The 18,160-nt window shown below is 33.5% G+C and carries 16 protein-coding genes and 1 other annotated feature; of the genes, 2 read left to right on the top strand and 14 right to left on the bottom strand.

Annotation, left to right across the window (positions count from 1 at the left end; all coding sequences use genetic code 11):
• Positions 1–283 precede the first annotated feature (283 nt).
• Together MHH85_RS07240 and MHH85_RS07235 are read left to right on the top strand one after the other, a co-directional pair.
• A complete protein-coding gene (locus MHH85_RS07240; RefSeq protein ID WP_340706470.1) occupies positions 284–1,225 on the top strand; it encodes a BC_2427 family protein in 942 nt (313 codons plus the stop codon).
• Positions 1,226–1,410: 185 nt separating this feature from the next.
• Positions 1,411–2,187, top strand: a complete 777-nt coding sequence (locus MHH85_RS07235) for a CsxC family protein (RefSeq protein ID WP_340706469.1) — start codon at positions 1,411–1,413, stop codon at positions 2,185–2,187.
• 257 nt (positions 2,188–2,444) lie between these two features.
• Here the strand turns inward: MHH85_RS07235 and MHH85_RS07230 are convergent, their stop codons facing one another.
• From MHH85_RS07230 to MHH85_RS07165, 14 genes are all read right to left on the bottom strand, one after another.
• Positions 2,445–3,593, bottom strand: coding sequence for a Ger(x)C family spore germination protein (locus MHH85_RS07230; protein WP_193739995.1), 1,149 nt, complete (start codon positions 3,591–3,593; stop codon positions 2,445–2,447).
• A gap of 493 nt (positions 3,594–4,086) precedes the next feature.
• On the bottom strand, positions 4,087–5,439 hold the full coding sequence (locus tag MHH85_RS07225; RefSeq protein ID WP_340706468.1) for a PepSY-associated TM helix domain-containing protein: 1,353 nt from the start codon (positions 5,437–5,439) through the stop codon (positions 4,087–4,089).
• A 377-nt stretch (positions 5,440–5,816) separates the two neighbouring features.
• Positions 5,817–7,385, bottom strand: coding sequence for a hydantoinase/oxoprolinase family protein (locus tag MHH85_RS07220; RefSeq protein ID WP_340706467.1), 1,569 nt, complete (start codon positions 7,383–7,385; stop codon positions 5,817–5,819).
• Positions 7,385–8,473, bottom strand: coding sequence for a DUF917 domain-containing protein (locus MHH85_RS07215; protein ID WP_340706466.1), 1,089 nt, complete (start codon positions 8,471–8,473; stop codon positions 7,385–7,387). Before MHH85_RS07215 ends, MHH85_RS07220 begins: the two co-directional genes overlap by 1 nt.
• A 3-nt stretch (positions 8,474–8,476) precedes the next feature.
• Positions 8,477–9,808, bottom strand: a complete 1,332-nt coding sequence (locus tag MHH85_RS07210) for a cytosine permease (RefSeq protein ID WP_340706465.1) — start codon at positions 9,806–9,808, stop codon at positions 8,477–8,479.
• 28 nt (positions 9,809–9,836) lie between these two features.
• Positions 9,837–10,418, bottom strand: a complete 582-nt coding sequence (locus tag MHH85_RS07205) for a TetR/AcrR family transcriptional regulator (RefSeq protein ID WP_340706464.1) — start codon at positions 10,416–10,418, stop codon at positions 9,837–9,839.
• Positions 10,419–10,626: 208 nt separating this feature from the next.
• Positions 10,627–11,991, bottom strand: coding sequence for a sodium-dependent transporter (locus tag MHH85_RS07200; RefSeq protein WP_340708137.1), 1,365 nt, complete (start codon positions 11,989–11,991; stop codon positions 10,627–10,629).
• 87 nt (positions 11,992–12,078) lie between these two features.
• Positions 12,079–12,310 (bottom strand) — a binding site (T-box leader).
• 217 nt (positions 12,311–12,527) lie between these two features.
• The gene (locus MHH85_RS07195) at positions 12,528–13,400 is read right to left on the bottom strand and encodes a YitT family protein (RefSeq protein ID WP_053415819.1); all 873 of its coding nucleotides are present in this window, start codon (positions 13,398–13,400) and stop codon (positions 12,528–12,530) included.
• 186 nt (positions 13,401–13,586) lie between these two features.
• Positions 13,587–14,048 carry a DinB family protein gene (locus MHH85_RS07190; RefSeq protein ID WP_340706463.1) on the bottom strand — a complete coding sequence of 154 codons (462 nt, stop codon included), beginning with the start codon at positions 14,046–14,048 and terminating at the stop codon, positions 13,587–13,589.
• 53 nt (positions 14,049–14,101) lie between these two features.
• Positions 14,102–14,647, bottom strand: a complete 546-nt coding sequence (locus MHH85_RS07185; protein WP_340706462.1) for a GNAT family N-acetyltransferase — start codon at positions 14,645–14,647, stop codon at positions 14,102–14,104.
• 80 nt (positions 14,648–14,727) lie between these two features.
• Positions 14,728–15,591 (bottom strand): AraC family transcriptional regulator, encoded by an 864-nt coding sequence (locus MHH85_RS07180; RefSeq protein ID WP_340706461.1) that lies wholly within the window; start codon positions 15,589–15,591, stop codon positions 14,728–14,730.
• Positions 15,592–15,700: 109 nt separating this feature from the next.
• A complete protein-coding gene (locus MHH85_RS07175) occupies positions 15,701–16,573 on the bottom strand; it encodes a GNAT family acetyltransferase (protein ID WP_340706460.1) in 873 nt (290 codons plus the stop codon).
• Positions 16,574–16,609: 36 nt separating this feature from the next.
• A complete protein-coding gene (locus MHH85_RS07170; protein WP_340706459.1) occupies positions 16,610–17,203 on the bottom strand; it encodes a protein kinase in 594 nt (197 codons plus the stop codon).
• A 54-nt stretch (positions 17,204–17,257) separates the two neighbouring features.
• Positions 17,258–17,731, bottom strand: coding sequence for an NUDIX hydrolase (locus MHH85_RS07165; RefSeq protein ID WP_340706458.1), 474 nt, complete (start codon positions 17,729–17,731; stop codon positions 17,258–17,260).
• Positions 17,732–18,160: the final 429 nt, after the last annotated feature.

Here is an 18,160-nt window from a genome sequence, read left to right as displayed (position 1 = left end):
AAAAGCTCACTGCAAAAATAGAATCGTTAGAAGACAAAGTCAACAAAAACTCCTTCTTTGTTAGCAAGATTGTTTAGAAAATAATATTCGTAAAAAAGAGACTCTTCACTAAGATGAAAAGCTTGATTTTTCAGAACTTAAATTGAGGAATCCGGCTTTTTGTTGTTCCATTCACCAAAATCAATTGCTAAATTGAAGACGATCTTCGTCACCAGGAACCAAAAAAGCCAAGAAGCATAAATAAATAGATAAAAGCAAATCTATTTTTATGGGAGTGGATGGAATGAATACTCCATTATTTTTCGAATTAAAGCGGATTCAATCTCAGCAACAGAATAATGATAAGACTCTAATCGACCAGGAATTATATCGACTTCAAAATAATGACTCAGTACATACCAAATCTCTTACAGAATCTGTCAAAGATATCGAAGAACAGGGAATAAAAAAAACGAGAATAGAAGATAAAGAAGCATGTAATGTAATTCCACCTTCTAATTTGGGAAATATCTATTCAAAAGAGAATATAATTCCATTTACTATATTTGTTGAAATTGATGATTTTCTTCGTCCACCTATTTCGAGTAATATCATTCAACAATCTGCACTATTCCTCGAAGGCGATAATCAGACACAACAATCAGAGAGCCATTCACAGTTTATTCATACAGAATTATCTTATCCTGATCCAATACAATATATGTTAGTCCGTTCAACAATTGATGAAATTATTAGTTTTACTTCTGAAAATGAAATGCAATATGCAGAGAATAGGATTTATGAAACGATTGCTAATCCAATCCATATGCATTCACAAAAAAAGAAGAGTAAGTCAGAATGTACACATAATCATATAGAAGTGAGAGTCCCTGTAGTAGTAGGAGAGTATGAAATTGAAATAAATATGAGCAATCAAGTTTTCTTTGAACAGGAAGTTCTTGGTTTTAAAGAAATCTCTAGAAATGTTGAATTAAGAAATTTAAAATTTATTCCTGATCAATTTGGCAAATCATTAGATAATGGGACATACACGGTATCCAAAGGAAAAATAAAATTAGAAGGTGAAATTTTCCAAAATTTTAGGTATTCAGCTAATACAAATCACAATGAAAATGCTTCGCAACAAAAGCAAAAAAATAATCGACTTCACCAAAGAATGGCACTTAACTTAACCGTTCATCTTTCACAAATACAGAAATTTAAAGCTACCTTATATGATGAATAAACTACGGAAATATCTCATCTTTGCCAGCTGGTTAGATAATAATTTGTTTCTTTCTTCGTGTTTTGTTAATAAATCCTGCTGTAAATGAATCAAATGACTATTCTATTAGCCTATTGGAGATTATTTATTCCACATATTTTATTATTAGAGTTTGAAAAAGCTCAAAAAATAATAGAGGTGAGGAAATGAAAAATTGTAACAACAGTAATAACAGTCAACAGCAACAACAGCAACAGCCGCTGCAACCAGCATGCACAGTACCAGCGATGCAACAAATTCCGGTGGCTGATAATGCAGTAGTAAATAATGAGTCACTGAGATTGCCAATTATGAAAGTCCCAGTTGTGCTTGTAGAAAGGTCGCTTCAAATTGTCGTAGAAGCAGATATTCCACTAAACCCAGCAGCAACAGAGATTAAACGTGTAACAAAGAATGCCTTTTTAAATCAAGTGAAGCTCGTTCCTGTACAATTTGCTCAAATTGATGACACAAACTTCTTTGAAGTAACGAGAGCAAAATTATTTGTATCAGGGTTTATTCGGAAGAATATTGAGTATTCTACTAATGCGTGTCAAGGTGTATTACAAGATCGAATTGTTGAAGTACCGTTTGCTGGATTCGCTGAAATTACAGCAGGTGAATTCTTAACTCCACCTGTTATTGGTCTTTCCGATAGTAAAAAAGCGTATTTCTTAAACGACACTAATGGTGAAGTACCTCGATTGGACAAAAACTTCTTCGCAAATTCTGTGACATACAACGAACAACCTTATGGGGAATTAATAGGTGCTAATTTCTTTGAACTTGACTTCTCTCCAGTTACTGTTGCACCAGAAGGTCAGTTTGGAACATTACGTGAAAAAATCGTTATGGATGTTATTGTGAAAGTGTTACAAGTTCAACAACATCGTGTAGCTTCAACGAGAATCATACCAACTTTTGGTACTGGTCTTGATTGTTAAATTGTACACACAATTTAATGTAAACGAAACTATGTGATTATCTCCTCAATCATAATAAGTTGAATTTTTTATGTAATGAAAAACGTATGAAAATAGATATTTTCATACGTTTTTTTGTGCAGTTTTACTAGGTTCTTCATTTCGTGATACACTAACATAAACATAATTTACGATATTGGATGAAATGAGGTGTGGCTCTTGCCACATTAGAACTCATGGACAAACTCATCTAAAAAATGGCCTTTAGTACAAATATGTTATTTATCGACTGTTTCTTTAAATGATTTCCTCTGAGATTTAATTTTATTAATTTCAACTTTGAGCTTTATCGAATCTTCATTTAACTCTACTTTCCCGTTATTCTGAAACTTTTTCCAAGCCTTTATGTTTTTACGATATAAGTACTCTGATAATCGATAAATGTCTATCTCATTTTCCAATCCTTCTTCATAGGTATCTTTCACTTCTTTTTCAACTTCCTTTATTACCGCCTTTCGAATTTCTTCAATTGATACATTGTCCTTAAACTCACTAATATTAAAATCCAATTTTATATGAACATCAAACTTCACTTTATTTTTAATAACAATTGGTTTCACTTTTACTTTTACTTTGTCTACTACCACTGTAAAGTGTAGTTCTTCGTTTGAACCTACTTTGGACGTAACTTCTCCTCTTTTTGTATCATTTGTCATCCATTGTAATCCATTTGCCTTTTCTGCTGGGATAAAGCCTTTAAAGCTTTTAGGAGAAAGTATACCAACTCCCGATAATTCAACCTCGTTTTTGGTTTCTTTTTCTGTTTTCCACTCTGATATTCTAACGAAAGGAATACCTATTTCATAACTAGGTTCATTTAATCCAATAATCAATGTTCGAAAATTGATTGGTTTAATAAAGGATTCTTGTTCATATGAATTTTCTGGATTCCCTAACTTTGACAAGCTTATCGATCTATTGAGATTTGGCGTAGACAAAAGTATATCTTTTACAGGATCCATAGTACCGTAAACCCATATTTGATATCTCGTTTCTCTATATCGTATAAAAGCGTCGATAACCTGATTAGCTCTTCCATTTTTTAATGCTTCTTCGGAAAAAACAACATAAGAAAAAAAGCCCCACAGAACCGCTGAATCCATTGAATGATATAAATTAAAAACGGCTTCATTAATGGTTTTACCTGAAGCATGCCCTACTTCAGCCTGCGGAACATCAGTAACGGGTTGTTCATTTTTTGCAGTAGTAGTAAAATCAATAATTTGAGCATATACCTCATACTTCCCGTCCTTATAATCCAACCCCATAGCATGAATATATAGCATTCTTTCGGGTGCTTTTACATCCCAACAACCTGCTAGGAGAGTCGTGAGCACCATAACTAATATCAATATTCTCTTATTCATTTTTGACTTCTTTTGGACATGATATATCATCAATGAAGTTAGGAATTTGTCTTTTTAAATTGAGTGTAAACCAAAGAAAAAAAACATCTTCAGACTTCAAAAATGACTGTCTCAATGTATTAAAATCTATTGACTCTTTGGCACGTTCCATCCCACTCACTACTTTCAGCATTATTATTTTACTTAAAATTAAGTAATATTTGTTTTTTGTTAGTTATCACCAATAACAAGAAATATTATAAGTAGGAATTTATAATATTACATTCGCCGATCTTATGTAAGTGTTATTAACTACAACTGTATCCTGGTAGTTCAATTAAAAAGCTTCGTAAAATAGAAAAAAACCTTCAAGTTTTAAACTTTGAAGGTTTTCTAATTCTATATTAATAATTCTTTTGGTTACTGTGTTATCCATGAATAAAAAATAATTAGTAAATGTACATCAATTTTATCTTCACTTCAATATCCAGAAATTGATATTCATATTCGTATTTCATATCTTTTGTTTTACCAACATGAACATTTCTAAAAGAATTACTAAAAGTAGTGAGATACCGAATAGTGGCATAACAATACCCAACAAAATCATGATGATTATAAATCCAACAGAAACACCTTTTGAAGTTTTAGGAGGTGCAGAAAACTCTCCTTTCTTTTTACGAGAAAGCCAAGTTTTAATACCCCAAAAAATGACGAAAACAAAGGCAAGACATACAATAAGATTGATAATTTTATTTGGCCATCCAAATAAATGCCCTTCATGTAAAGGAATTCCCCAAGTAAACCACTTAGCTAAGATACCATAGTCTTCATAGCCGACTTTAGCGATCAACTTCCCATTATAATGGTCAAAGTATGATGTCATTTCATCATAAGGACTTACATCTAATCCAGTTACGCCTGTGTTACTACTTTTAGCAACTGTATAAACTCCATCTTCTGTTGAAGGGTAGACAATTGAATATGGTTTAGAAATTTCAGCATCCTCAACTTTTTTCATCAGTTGTTGGACACTTAGCATATTTTCATTTCCGGACATATCCATACCCGACATATTCATGCCTTTGTGAAGTGCATGTGGATCATCATTAGTAGATGCCGGTGCTGCATTTTTTCGAGTAGCCCACGGTATTTCACTCATATCAGAAGTAGGTGGGTTTACTTGTAATTCTGGATTACCAATAGAGGGGTGCTCTTGTGAGGCTATATAAATGAAATTCCCCATAAAAGCCGACCAAGGTAATCCCGTAAGGATAATGACAAGCATCGGAATAGTAATAATTGTCCCTATAAGTGCATGCCATTTCTTATTTTTTTGACGAGTGGAAGCATTTTGTTTTTTCTTCAATACCTTCCCTTTAAAAGTCATGTATACACCTGTAATTAGTAGGAATATAGCCCAACAAGCAGCTAATTCAACTAGATAATTGACAACTGTTCCTCCAACAAATAATGAACTATGAACATTTCGCATGATATTTGCAAATGTATATTTCGCATTTTGGGTTCCTACGATTTGATTATTTTCATCTAAGAAAACATATTTTTCATCGCCTTCTTTATTCCCCATCGTTAAACGTGTATTATATGGGTCATCAAGAACAATGATTTTAGATACTGAATACCCTTCATTTTGCTCTTTAGCTTTAGCTATTCCTTCATCAATCGTTAACTGTTCAGAATATGTACTATCACCAAAGAAGTAATCATCATATACATTATTTTCAACATTCGTATAGAACAAAAAGCCAATTCCACTAAGTGTTAAAGTAAGTAGCAGTGGTGTAATAAATAACGCAGCATAGAAATGCCATCGCCAAAATCGATTATATAAACCCTTATTCATTTCTTTCCTCCTAGAAATAATCCCATTTTTATAGAACAATACTATTCTATAAAAAAAAAGTGAAATTTGAATGAAGTTTTAAAGAATATTTAATGGATTGATCTTCTATTGCAATATTGAAGAGGGAAAAATGTGAAAATGTTGTATAAGCTATTCCATGTAAATAAATTTGCATTGGAGTATGAATAAGTGTTTTGAAATACAAAAAACCATTTATCTGGTTTAGAACTAGATAAATGGCTTTTGTTTTTTTCATATTTAAATTGATTCTCAGTAACTCTTAACTTCCAAATTTCTCTATAACTACCCTACACTTTTAATTCATTAAATAGAAAAACTAGACCTTATTTAGATATATATTTTAATGGCCTTATATACTATACAATCATCGACTCACTAGAATATTGTAAGTCTCCTACAGCCTTCACACGTATTAATAATGCATTACCTGGTAAGTATGCGAGAGGGATATCTTCAATAGAAATGATTGATATTGTTTTTTCATCTGCACCTGCTTTTATTGCTTCGTGAGTCGCTAGTTTCTTTGCATCTGTTATTGCTTCTTCACGGTTCATTTTGTCTAAACTATAAATTCTCTCAACATCCCCACTCACTTGACCGAGTGCAGCTCCTATAGCATTTGCAGCACCATAGTGCTCTGGCATAATGACTTCTGAAACCCCTTTTAATGATTTAGAAACGATGATACTTCCTCCACCTGATAAAATAAGTGGTACTTCTTTTGAGCTCGTCTTCATTTGATCAATAGCATCTTCTAACATCTCTGTCATTTGCTCATTTACTTTTTCACAGAATACTGTGGATAGATGTTCTACTTGATCTGCTCTATCTTCAAAGGCATACCCTAAACGCGTCACTATATCAGAAGTGGTTAGTACATCTCCACCAAAAAGTAGTGACTTTTTCGTAATTTCGTAACCTACGCTCTCTGGTCCAACAATGATTTTTTCGTCATTTTCAAGAATTCGAGTGCCCCCACCTAACCCAATTGATAAAATATCTGGCATTCTGAAATTCGTATTTACTCCACCAATGATAACTGCCAATGAAGATTCTCTAGGAAACCCTTTTGATAGTACACCAATGTCACTCGTTGTTCCCCCAACATCTAGTACTATCGCATCATTTAACCCTGTTAAGTGAGCTGAACCTCGAATGGAATTTGTAGGTCCACATCCCATCGTAAGAATCGGATAGCGTTCCGCATATGCTGCATTCATTAAAGTCCCGTCGTTTTGGCTGAAAAACATTTCAGCTTTGATATTTAGACTACTTAATGCTTTAGAGAAACCATTAATGACGGTTTGACCTGTAGTCATCAATGCTGCATTTAATATCGTCGCATTTTCACGTTCAAGTAAGCCAATACTGCCTATCGCATTAGATAAGGAAATAGGAATTTCTCCAAGCTCTTCTCTTACCCAGATTGCCACGATTTCTTCTTGTTCTTTATTTACTGGAGCATATACACCAGAGATAGCAATACTTTCTGCTTTGCCACTGATTTCTCTACAAAACTTAGACACTTCTTCTTTATCTAATTCAGCAATCAAACGTCCATCAAATTCATATCCACCTGAAACAATAATGGATGCTACTTCAATTTTTTCTCTTATGTCTTTTGGCCAGTTAGTAAACGGAGGGATAGCTGTTGTAGCTGGCTTTCCAATTCTTATAACCCCTACTTTATCTAAACGTTTACGTTCGACGATGGCATTCGTACAATGGGTAGTACCAAGCATGGCATATTTTATAGCACTACTATCTACCTTACTCTCTCTCACCACTTTTGCGATTGCGTCGATGATTCCACTTTCCACGTCTTTAGTAGTTGGTACTTTCACCGTATGAAAAACCTTTAAATCTTCATCTATTAACGCTGCATCCGTATTAGTTCCACCAACATCCAATCCTAAGCGATACATTATACTCTCTCCTTTTGTAACTCTTCAACTGGCTGATATTCAAAATCATATCCAAAATAATAAGGCCCTACTGTTTCAATACCCTTTTTTGTTCTCCATTTACTATGACAAGGAAAGGCTACTACCACTACTCGAGCTCCGTATTTCATCCGCTCTGTTGTAATAGGAAAACCAGTCTCTGCATCTAATACTGCAATTAAATCTGGGGTTGAACATAATAAATGCTCGCCTTCTTTGGCCACTAGATGTTCATTTTGAAAATCGATGCTAAAAGATCTTCCTTGTTCATTACGTATGCCTTCAAATATTGCCTTTCCTCTTGTAAAGCCTCCAACTAGTCTGCGTTCAATGTCTGTAACTTTTGCTTCAAACAATTGATAGCCTTTTAATTCCTCTAACATTTTATTAATACCTTGCCGTTCCTTACCTTTGTTATCAAGTAGATACCCACCAATTGTTTCAGCTAAAGTAAGGGTTCCAGGAATAGCACTACTCTTTACTTCTTTTCCTAATAAACCATAATCACAGACAGAAGCACTTCCTCCCATTTCTATCGTAATAACACGTGCTAGTCTTTCGTGCCAAACTCCATCTTTGGGATATAATACGACTACATTCCCTTTTTCATCAGACATTGTAACAGGTGAAGATTCTAAACCATCTAGATGAAAAGTGACCATTTGCGCTTCAGGGAAGGCACGTCCCATAGCATCTGCATCTAATAACGGTAAACCCTTTTTGGCTGCTGCAATAATAGGGAACAGGGAGTTAATACCCCCTATCTCAATAGGCATCACAACGTCAACCTTTTTTCCTATTACCTCTTCAAACTTATCAAGTGGTGCAGTGAATTCAATTTCTGACGGTATTTTCTCAATCGTTACAGATGGTGCCCCCATCCCAGATATAGGAACCACTATCTGATTATCTCTTAACTCTTCTAATGAGATCAGTGCAACTGGCCCATATTTCCGTATCGCTTCTTTTGCAATTAGCTTTCCAATATACGGATCTCCACCTCCACCAGTACCTAGTACAGCAGCTCCTAACGCTATTTTTTCAATAGCTTCTTCATCAATGTATCTCATTTTCTAAAGTCCCCCTCTTTCTACATGCTTATTGACGTTCATCTGGTGTATAGATGCCTTTTGACTAGATAATTTCCCTATAACAGTTTGTACAACAAACCCTGTTATAAAGCCATCTAAAGAAGGAATCGTTGTAAGAGAAAATAATTCTAAACCTGAGGGCTGTGCTGTTGTCATAAAAGTAACCGCCATTCCTATAATCCAAGCAATATTGGAACGAACAACAATTTTCTGTTCTTCTAATTGATTCTTGTAGCGGTTAAATTCAGTTTTTACGATAAAAAATTCAGAAATATAGATTCCGCCTATTGGAGCAATAACAACAGCTAAAATATTTAAGAACGAGATAAATTGTTCAAAAATACCGAGAACTGCCAGGCTCGTTGCTATTAATCCTAAAATGATGGTTAACAACTTTTTTGATATCTTCGGAAACACTATTGAAAATCCTAGTGATGAGGAATATAGATTACTAGTATTTGTTGTCCATTGTGCCAGTGTTAATACTAAAATTCCTGGTATAGCCAATCCCAATATTATAAAAATTCTCATCATATCATCTGTTCCGATATATCTTGTCAACACAATGGCTATAATGATCATAAAACTATTACCTATGAAAATTCCAAAAAACGTAGAGATAATAGCATCCTTTTTGCTTTTAGCCCACCTAGAAATATCTGGTGAAATGGTGGCGCCTACAATAAAAATACTGATTACAAGGGAAACTGCACTACCAAATGTAAAAGCCCCTGTATTCTGAATTTCAACAGGTAATGAGTAATCTTTTAGAGTTAAAAATAAGGTTAGTAACATGATTCCCAATAAAAGTGGCACAGACCAAATACTTAACTTTTCAATCGCACGGAATCCATAAATGGCAGTTGTCATCATCAAAATACCACCTATAAAAGACAGCACTTTCACATTTATTGATACGTCAAACGAATCTAATAAAATTATGTGGGCATTTTCAGCAAAAAAACCTACTTGGACACCAAACCAACCTAATAAAGAGATACCAATAACAAGGGAAAATGCCAGCGCTCCATACTTTCCAAATACATACTTTGTAATCATAGAAGTGGACAAATTGGTTGAAGCACCTACGATTGCACAAATAGAACATAAAATAGCTAGAAGAAATGATCCTACACATACCGAAATAATCGCTTGATTCATTGCCATTCCGTTTGCTAATTCAGCGCCTAATAAAACAGAAGCTAAATCGACTCCTATGGCAACTAATATAGAGAACATGGAAAACCACGATCTACGCAAATGTTCCGGTACAGCTTCTCGTTCGTAATCTAATACCTTTTTACCTTCATCCATTCATGTACCCCCTCGTTTTTTCACTCTGTTATTCTTTACAAATACCATTCCAATAAATGTTCCACGTCTGCTCAAAACGCCTTTTGAATTTATCTTCTTCGTAATAGTACAATTCCAAAAAGATACCATCCATTAAACAAAGAAACGAGGCAATTAAGTCTTCTACAGGTTGTCTTTTGATTTCACCTTGCTCTATTCCTCTAGTGAAAATTCCCAATAGAATTTCATAATAGAATTCCTCCTTTTCGTTAAAGGTTTTTTTTATGTCATCGTTTAATTCATGAGGTAGGAAAAAAGCAAGCCTCATATATGCCGCTGTTTTTTCAGGTTTACTCAAATGATAATCACTTACATCCTTTATCATTTGATAAAGCAATTGCTTTACAGTCGCATTCTCCAAATTTGCCATCGACAGTTTAATGAATTGAAATTGATCATCCAACAAATCATTATATACAGCCATAAACAGATCTTCTTTCCCCTTATAAAACGCATAAATGGACGGCGTTTTTATACCTACTTCAGTAGCAATACTTGCAAGGGTGGCTCTTTCATAGCCTTTTTCAGCTAATTGTTTACAAGCAACTTCTTTAATTTTGTTTTTCGTCATGTTTTCAACACCTAACTAATTTAGTTAGGTAAATTATAATTAAAGTTTTCTAAATATTCAATATTTTTTTAAAATAGAATTTTCATAATATTGTTCAAAATGGATTCTATAATTATCACTGGATATTCAACTCAATAAAAAAATGCTGAAGTAAAGCAGAATTTCTGCTCACTTCAGCACTTATTGTTGCTTTCTTTAATAAAGTTTCTTATTTAAAAATAGCAATAATCTTATCTAGCATTCCCGTAATATCAAGGAATACGATGAAAATTACTAAAGGAATAATGAATCTCATAATAAAGAACCATATGTTAAATGCAGTAGCACCTAAACTAGAATGCTGTAATACTTCTTCTCTCAATTTACTTTTCTTAATCTTAAGTGGTACGAAAATAGAAATTAAAAACACGCCAAGTGGCATTAAAATATTACTAACTAAATAATCAGCGGAATCAAATATATTCTTAGAGAAAAATAATATATTATCAAAAACACTATAAGATAATGCAGATGGAACTCCGACTGCGAAGATTAATACCCCAATAATATATGCATATTTTGTTCTCTTCTCTTGTTTTCCTTTAACTAGAGAAGCTACAATGATTTCTAGCATAGAAAATGCCGATGTTAATGTGGCAAATAAAAATAAGGCTAAAAACCCTAATAAGAAAGCTTCCCCGAAAATGATTTGATCAAACACAGCAGGTAATACAACAAACAGCAAACCAGGTCCTTCAGCAGGTTCTAGACCTAGTGAAAATACAGCTGGGAAGATTGCTAAACCTGCTAATAAAGCGATGAATAAATTCATTGAAACAATTGAAATAGCCGGTTGAATTAAGCTTTCTTTCTTTGAAAGATACGAACTATAAGTAACCATTACTGATACACCTACACTTAGGGAGAAGAAAGCTTGTCCCATTGCATATAGAATACTTTGAGATGTAATACTTGCGAAATCAGGTGCTAAGAAGAATTTTACACCTTCCATAGCGTTATCAAGTGTAAGTGAACGAATGATAAGAACAAAAAACAGGATAAATAAAGCGGGCATCAAAATTTTGCTTACTTTTTCAATTCCATTTTGAATACCTTTTGCTACAACTAAAACTGTGAAAGCTAAAAATGCAAATTGAGCTCCAATAACTAACATTGGATTTCCAATCGTATCGTTAAAGACAGATGCATAATCTGCGCCTTCACTAATAATTCCACCAAACAAACCTTTTGCAAAATATATAACAATCCAGCCACCAATTACGCTATAAAAAGACAACAGGAGGAAACATGTGAATACCCCTAACTTGCCAATCCAATGCCAATTAGTATTTGGAGCTAAAGTACGATATGCGCTAATTGCTTCCTTTTGCGTACTTCTACCAATGACAAACTCTGCTAACAACAGCGGAAAACCTATGAATAAAGAAAATAGGATAAACAGTAGGAAGAATGCTCCCCCTCCACTGATACCAGTCACATAGGGTAGCTTCCATATTGCGCCTACTCCTATTGCTGATCCTGCTGCAGATAAAATAAAACCAATCTTAGATGACCATTGCTCTGATGTTTTAATGCTAACCAATCCAATCTATATATATTACGTCTTATCCTCATTAAAAAACGAAGAAAAGACAAAAAAGCCACGTCTCTATCTTTAATAGATAGGGACGTGGCTGTTCACGCGGTACCACCCTAATTGGAAACAAATCTAGTTTCCCACTTACTTGGTAAAATAACGGTTTAATCCGTTTTTATACTACTATCACTAAGATGTAGTATAAAAAAAGCTCTAAGAATGAAATTCACCAAAGTCTATGTATCAGTTTCCACCAACCACTGATTCTCTGTCAACAGGGAGACCCGGCTTAATATGTTCTTGTCATCGCTCATTTGCTATTTAGAATATTAAACGAAATTATAGTATGAGAAAACCTTAAGGTCAAGACTTTTTTTCAGACTTTTAATATTATTCAACTTAATTACTTCATCATTTTATCAATTTTGCTGTTTAAGTGCGTTTCATTAAATTGAAAAAAACCACCTCCTTTGACGTAAAAAGCAACGACAACAAGAGGTGAAATTTTAATCTATTTTATGACTCGTCCATAATTATTTTACATCATCTTCATCAAATCTTGCTTTTGAAAACCCTCTTCCTAGTATTTCAGATGCGTTTAAGAAAATGACAAATGAATTGGGTTCTCTATCTAATAAAAGCTTCTTGAAATAAACTGCTTCTGATTGTTCTACTACGCATAAAATCATTGTCTTTTCTTGGTTGGAATAACCACCGAGTGTCTTAATTTTCGTCAAACCTCTATTGATTTCATGCTTAATAATGGTTTGGATTTCTTCTTCTTTATCGGTAATAATCAACACTAATTTGGTTGGTGATGTTTGTAGTTGAACAAAATCTATTACTTTACTTGTTACATAAATGGCTATCATGGCGTAAAGCGCTAATTCAAAGTCAAATACTAGTGCTGAAGTAATGACTACTAATCCGTCAACAAGTAGCTGTGCAAAGCCACTTGAAATTCCCGTGAATTTCTTCAATATTTGCGCTATTAAAGCTGTACCACCCGTTGATCCATTTCCTCGATATACAATGCCAAGACCAACACCTAACATAATTCCTCCATAAATAGCACTTAACAATGGATTATCAATAGGCAAATGGATACCAGCTGTTAACCAAATAACAAATGGAACAAACGTAGTGCCGACAAGTGTTTTCCAACTAAAATCTTTCCCTACTACTAGAATGCCTAAGATAAATAAAGGAATATTAATCATCCATTGTACATAAGCAGGATTAAATTGAAACAGCTCGTATAGAATGGTACTTATCCCCGAAACTCCTCCAGCCGCAAGTTTAGCGGGCAGTAGAAACATATTGAATGCAAGACCTACAAGCGCTGCTCCCACCATGATTTGAATATATTCAATGATAACTATCTTCTTCTGATTTCTTTTGATCATATAGACTATACTCCCTCTTTGTTATAAATCCTAACTCATTCTAACAGAAAAGGGCCATTATAACATAACTTTTTATTCTATTATGTCTTTAAATATGGGTTTTAAGAACTAAAAAAAATCCATTCCACAATTTCACATTTTAGAAATATCAACCATAATCTAGTCATTAAAATCCAACTGTAACTATTATTCAAATAACATCACAGCTGACTCTTTCCCTAGTAATGTTATGTACAAATGCAATTGCGCTCGGTGATGATTTAGATGAACTAAAATCTCTAATAACCATTCAAAATGGCTATAAGTTGTTCCCCAATACGATGTTGCTTTATTAAAAATATCAGGAAGACTTTCATAATAACAAACTAATTCTTCATATCCCTCATTCAATTGCTTCAGCATTTCCTTTTTACTATTGACTGCATTAAGTTCATAAAATGCATCCATTTTCTCCATTGATGCTTGGCCAATTATTTGAAGATCTGCCTTGCAAATAATGGCTACATGGCTCACTAACTCCCCTACAGTCCGCTTTCCTTCTATAGGCGCAATTTGAAAATCAGATTCATCAATTATTTCAATTAATGCTTTAATACTATTAATCGTAATTTGTATTTGATGGAATGTATTTTGTAAATATGTATTCATTTCATTCACTTCCATTAAGAATTTATATTAATACTAATGTGTTTTCAAACTTATTAAAGTTCTTCCCAATTACTTTTTAACAAACTAAAAGTTATAAGATCTTCATAATGGTCATATAACCATTGCCCGTCACGTTTAATCCCTTCTTGAACAAACCCTAATCTCTTTGGAATTGTGATGCTTTTATGATTATTAGCTGCACACTGAATTTCAATTCTATGTAAATCCATATCATTAAATAAATAGTCAACAATTGAACTTACACACTTCGTTATGATTCCTTTTCCTTGAGCTTCCTCAGATAGGAAATATCCTATACTAGTAGATTTGTTATTCCAATCTATATAATGTAATCCAATCATTCCAACCAGTTTCCCATTATACCGAATCCCAGCATCAAATCCATTATTATTGGCATAATTGGTTATCCACATTGGTATGATTTCCTCAAAATCTTCAGCTGATGTTCTTCTATCTACCCAAAGCAACCATTTACGTAAGTGTTCTCTATTTGTATTAACTAGATGGTACAACTCTTCTTTATTATGTTGCTGTAACAATACAATATCGATTTGATTATCTATTTTGTATGAAAACATACTAGTACCCTCCTGTATTGTAAAAACAGCAGAAATCACTTGATTTCTGCTGTTAAAATTTATTAATGAAACTAGCTTAGTTACTTTAATGGAATCCAAATTTCAGAATACAAATCTGGACTGAAAGGATCGTCATCAGTATATACTTCTAATTCTGGTGTGCCTGCGTGTTTATAATTATTTGACGGGAACCATTCTGAGAATATTTGTTTCCATGCTTTTGACATTGCATCAGGCATAGGTCCCCGAACTTCAAATACCCCCCATTTTGATGCAGGAATTTCTAACTTTGAAAACCCTTCAGGTGTACCCCCCTCATATTCTGTTCCTATCCAATAGTCGATTTTTTCAGCTGATTGGGTCTCTCTTTTATCTACACATACGCCTAAGACACCTGTTATTTCTCCGTTGTTCAACTTAAATAGTGTCTCATCAGTTCCTTTTGCATTGATTTCATCCCAAAATACAGGGATGCCTTTAAGATTCTCATCATTTTTTAATGAAAATTCACGATTGATTCCTACAACTTGAAAGCTGTCTCGTTCAACAATTTTATATTCCATCGGTGTTGCTCCCTTCAGACTAACCTGGATAACCAGGCGATTATAAGATTTCAGCTTTCCAATGTTCTTTCGTACATCACTCGGCGTTACACCATGTTGTCTACGAAATGCTTTTGAAAAAGCCTCGGGAGTGTCGTAGCCATATTTGTAGGCAACATCAATAATTTTGCTGTTAGAATTGGCTAATTCATGTGCAGCAAGAGTTAATCTCCTTCCTCGAAGATATTCTCCTATAGACGTATCGGTTAATATCGCAAATGTTCGTTGAAAATGAAATTCCGAAACGCTTGCTTGCCTAGCGATATCTTCAATAGATATATTCTCCGTTAAATGATCTTCCATATAGTCGATTGCCTTCTGTAATGATTCAACCCAACCCATATCGCTCACTCCTTAATTGAATAATAACAATCACAAGTAACTAAATCCTGTCATTTTATGCTGAGATTAGACCGTATTCTATGTATTGTAAAAACGTAATCTGGCGCCCTCACCATTGAAACGTAATCCAAACTGGACACGTATCATAAGGAAATAGCTTTAGAATTTCTAATGCATATGGGCTCGTCGTATCGAATTCACCTATAAGTGCTGCATAACCATTTCTCTTTGCATATGTGATTTGATTGTAGGTTAGTACCTGAAGTAAAGGTAGATGGCCAAGTTGATTTACACCACTCCACCCAATTTCCAATTCCGTCTCATACTCAGTTTCGTGTAAAAATGAATACGCAATAATATTTTGATTTACTGGATTACAAAGGAGGAAACTACCTTCTAAAATGGCATCATCATATAGTTGTTGCCATTCTTTTAAAGACAAATCTGCCACTGGGTTTGCTAGATGTGTTTCTTCATAATTACGCTTAACGAGCGCTGTTAATTGCTCCATCAGTTGTTGATTATCCATTATGTCTTTTAAAGATTTCAAGTCGTAATTGCACTGATCCAATACTTGAAAGTGTTGGTCTAAATCTAATTTAGGCATATATGTTTTCCGAATAATAGTCATATCTAATTGTTCATATAGCTCCATTAGCTTCTTTGTCGTTTCCCATAAAGAAGTTTGCAAAGGAAGCTCCACCATCTCATTTTGCTTAACATATTGTATCAATTGTAGTTCCACATTTTGAGAAGAGGACGAGTTACTATATACTCGAAAATACAGGCAATTCGGATGCAACTTACTTTTCCAAGTAACAATTAACCCCACAAGATTCTCTTCTTCATATGCCAAATATACAAACTCATATTTTTGTTGTTTTACAATATGTAAAACAAAGGTCTCCTCATAGCTATATTTCATTAAATCTATCACTTCGTTTAAATGATTCCCTGTATACTTTTTCATGTTGAAATTCAAACAAATCCGCTCATTTCAATATTATGTTTAGTGTAACTACTGCTTTCCACAATCATAACAACGTTTATCTTTATCTTTTTGCCCATACATACGTAGTTCCTTTTCAATACCGCACACTCGGCACTTCTCAAAATAGATTTGCGGTAACTTACCCGCTTCAGCTAATGGTACCCATTCTGTTTCGTACAAGTTTTTTGTCATACCAAAATCTATTAATACTAGATTTCCTTCAACGTTCAAGCCAAAATTACTACTATCTTTTAAATCAAAACTATCAAATCTTTGATCGAGCTCTCTTAATAGCGCTTTCAATTTTGGAGAAATTCTACAATCTTCAACTACATTTAACTCATAAGTCTGATTGTTTTTTAACTCTAAATTTTCGTAATAACGTTGGATACAAATATCCTCATTGACATAAACCATTTCTGCTAATAAATCTGAAACGTTTCGAGCTTTCATATATTCATATATTTCAATCTCATTCAGTGATTGTTTGTACCCTATCGGATGTAAATGTACTTTAATGACAAACTCATCAACTCGGTATACTTTTCTTGATGATCCGATACCAATGCAGTTTTCTTCTATGCAATAGGGTTGCCAATTTGAAATTATCCTGTTTACCATTTAATCAGTCCTCGCAATCAGTTGAAATTCGAGATATTTAACACTATTAATCTATTATTCGTTAAATAATCTTGATATTAAGTTATATTCAGGATCAACTTCCCATGTTTCATACGGTACAAAAGATTCCGCCCTCATTGCATCGAGGGTGCGAGATTTTTGTTGTGGGCGAGTTATATATTGATCTATATTAGATTCGTTTAATTGAATATATTTGGCTTCTTTAATTTCTTCTGGTTGAATTTTTATTTCGCCGCTAACATACTCTGCTTTAAAAACAACAGATAAAACATGCTTTGTTGCATTAAAATAGATACCCGTTATGCCAATAGGCCGAATTTCAATGCCAGTCTCTTCTAAAAATTCTCTATAAACTGCCTGATCTAATGGCTCTCCTACTTCAACATTTCCTCCTGGCATTTCCCACGTATCCGAACGCCAATGAGTTCTAAGTAATAATACTTCATCTCTCTCGTTCATAACTAAGGCTGAAACCGCAATTGTCTGTTTTGGTGGTATATACTCCAAATGAATTCACCCCATACACTTATTTAATCTTCTTCATTCAATTATCCTATAATTTCTTTATTTTTACATAAACATATTTAATTATAGATAGTTTATTTTAACCTAATTTTTAGTTAATTAGATAGATATATGTAAGAATTTAAAATATTTATTTTTCCAACTTATAAATAGTGATAACTTAACTACTGTATGACTGAGAGTGATTATAAATGAATAAACGGCAACTTTATTACTTTTACTGGGTTCTTTAGCTCTCCATATATAATTCAGCTTATCACTGATTTTTCACCCTCTTATTTTTTATTAAGAAGTTAGTCGTAGGCTATAATGTGATGTTTCACCATTTATAAGTGTGATATAATTTAAATACAATAAAAGTAAAAAACACTAAAGTTATACTTAATAATAGGTTCATAATAATTTTATCTA

The sequence above is a fragment of the Viridibacillus sp. FSL E2-0187 genome, from assembly GCF_038006425.1.
Taxonomy (GTDB): domain Bacteria; phylum Bacillota; class Bacilli; order Bacillales_A; family Planococcaceae; genus Viridibacillus; species Viridibacillus arvi.
The sequence above is the reverse complement of the archived record's forward strand: the minus strand, read 5'-3'. Positions and strand labels throughout refer to the sequence as shown.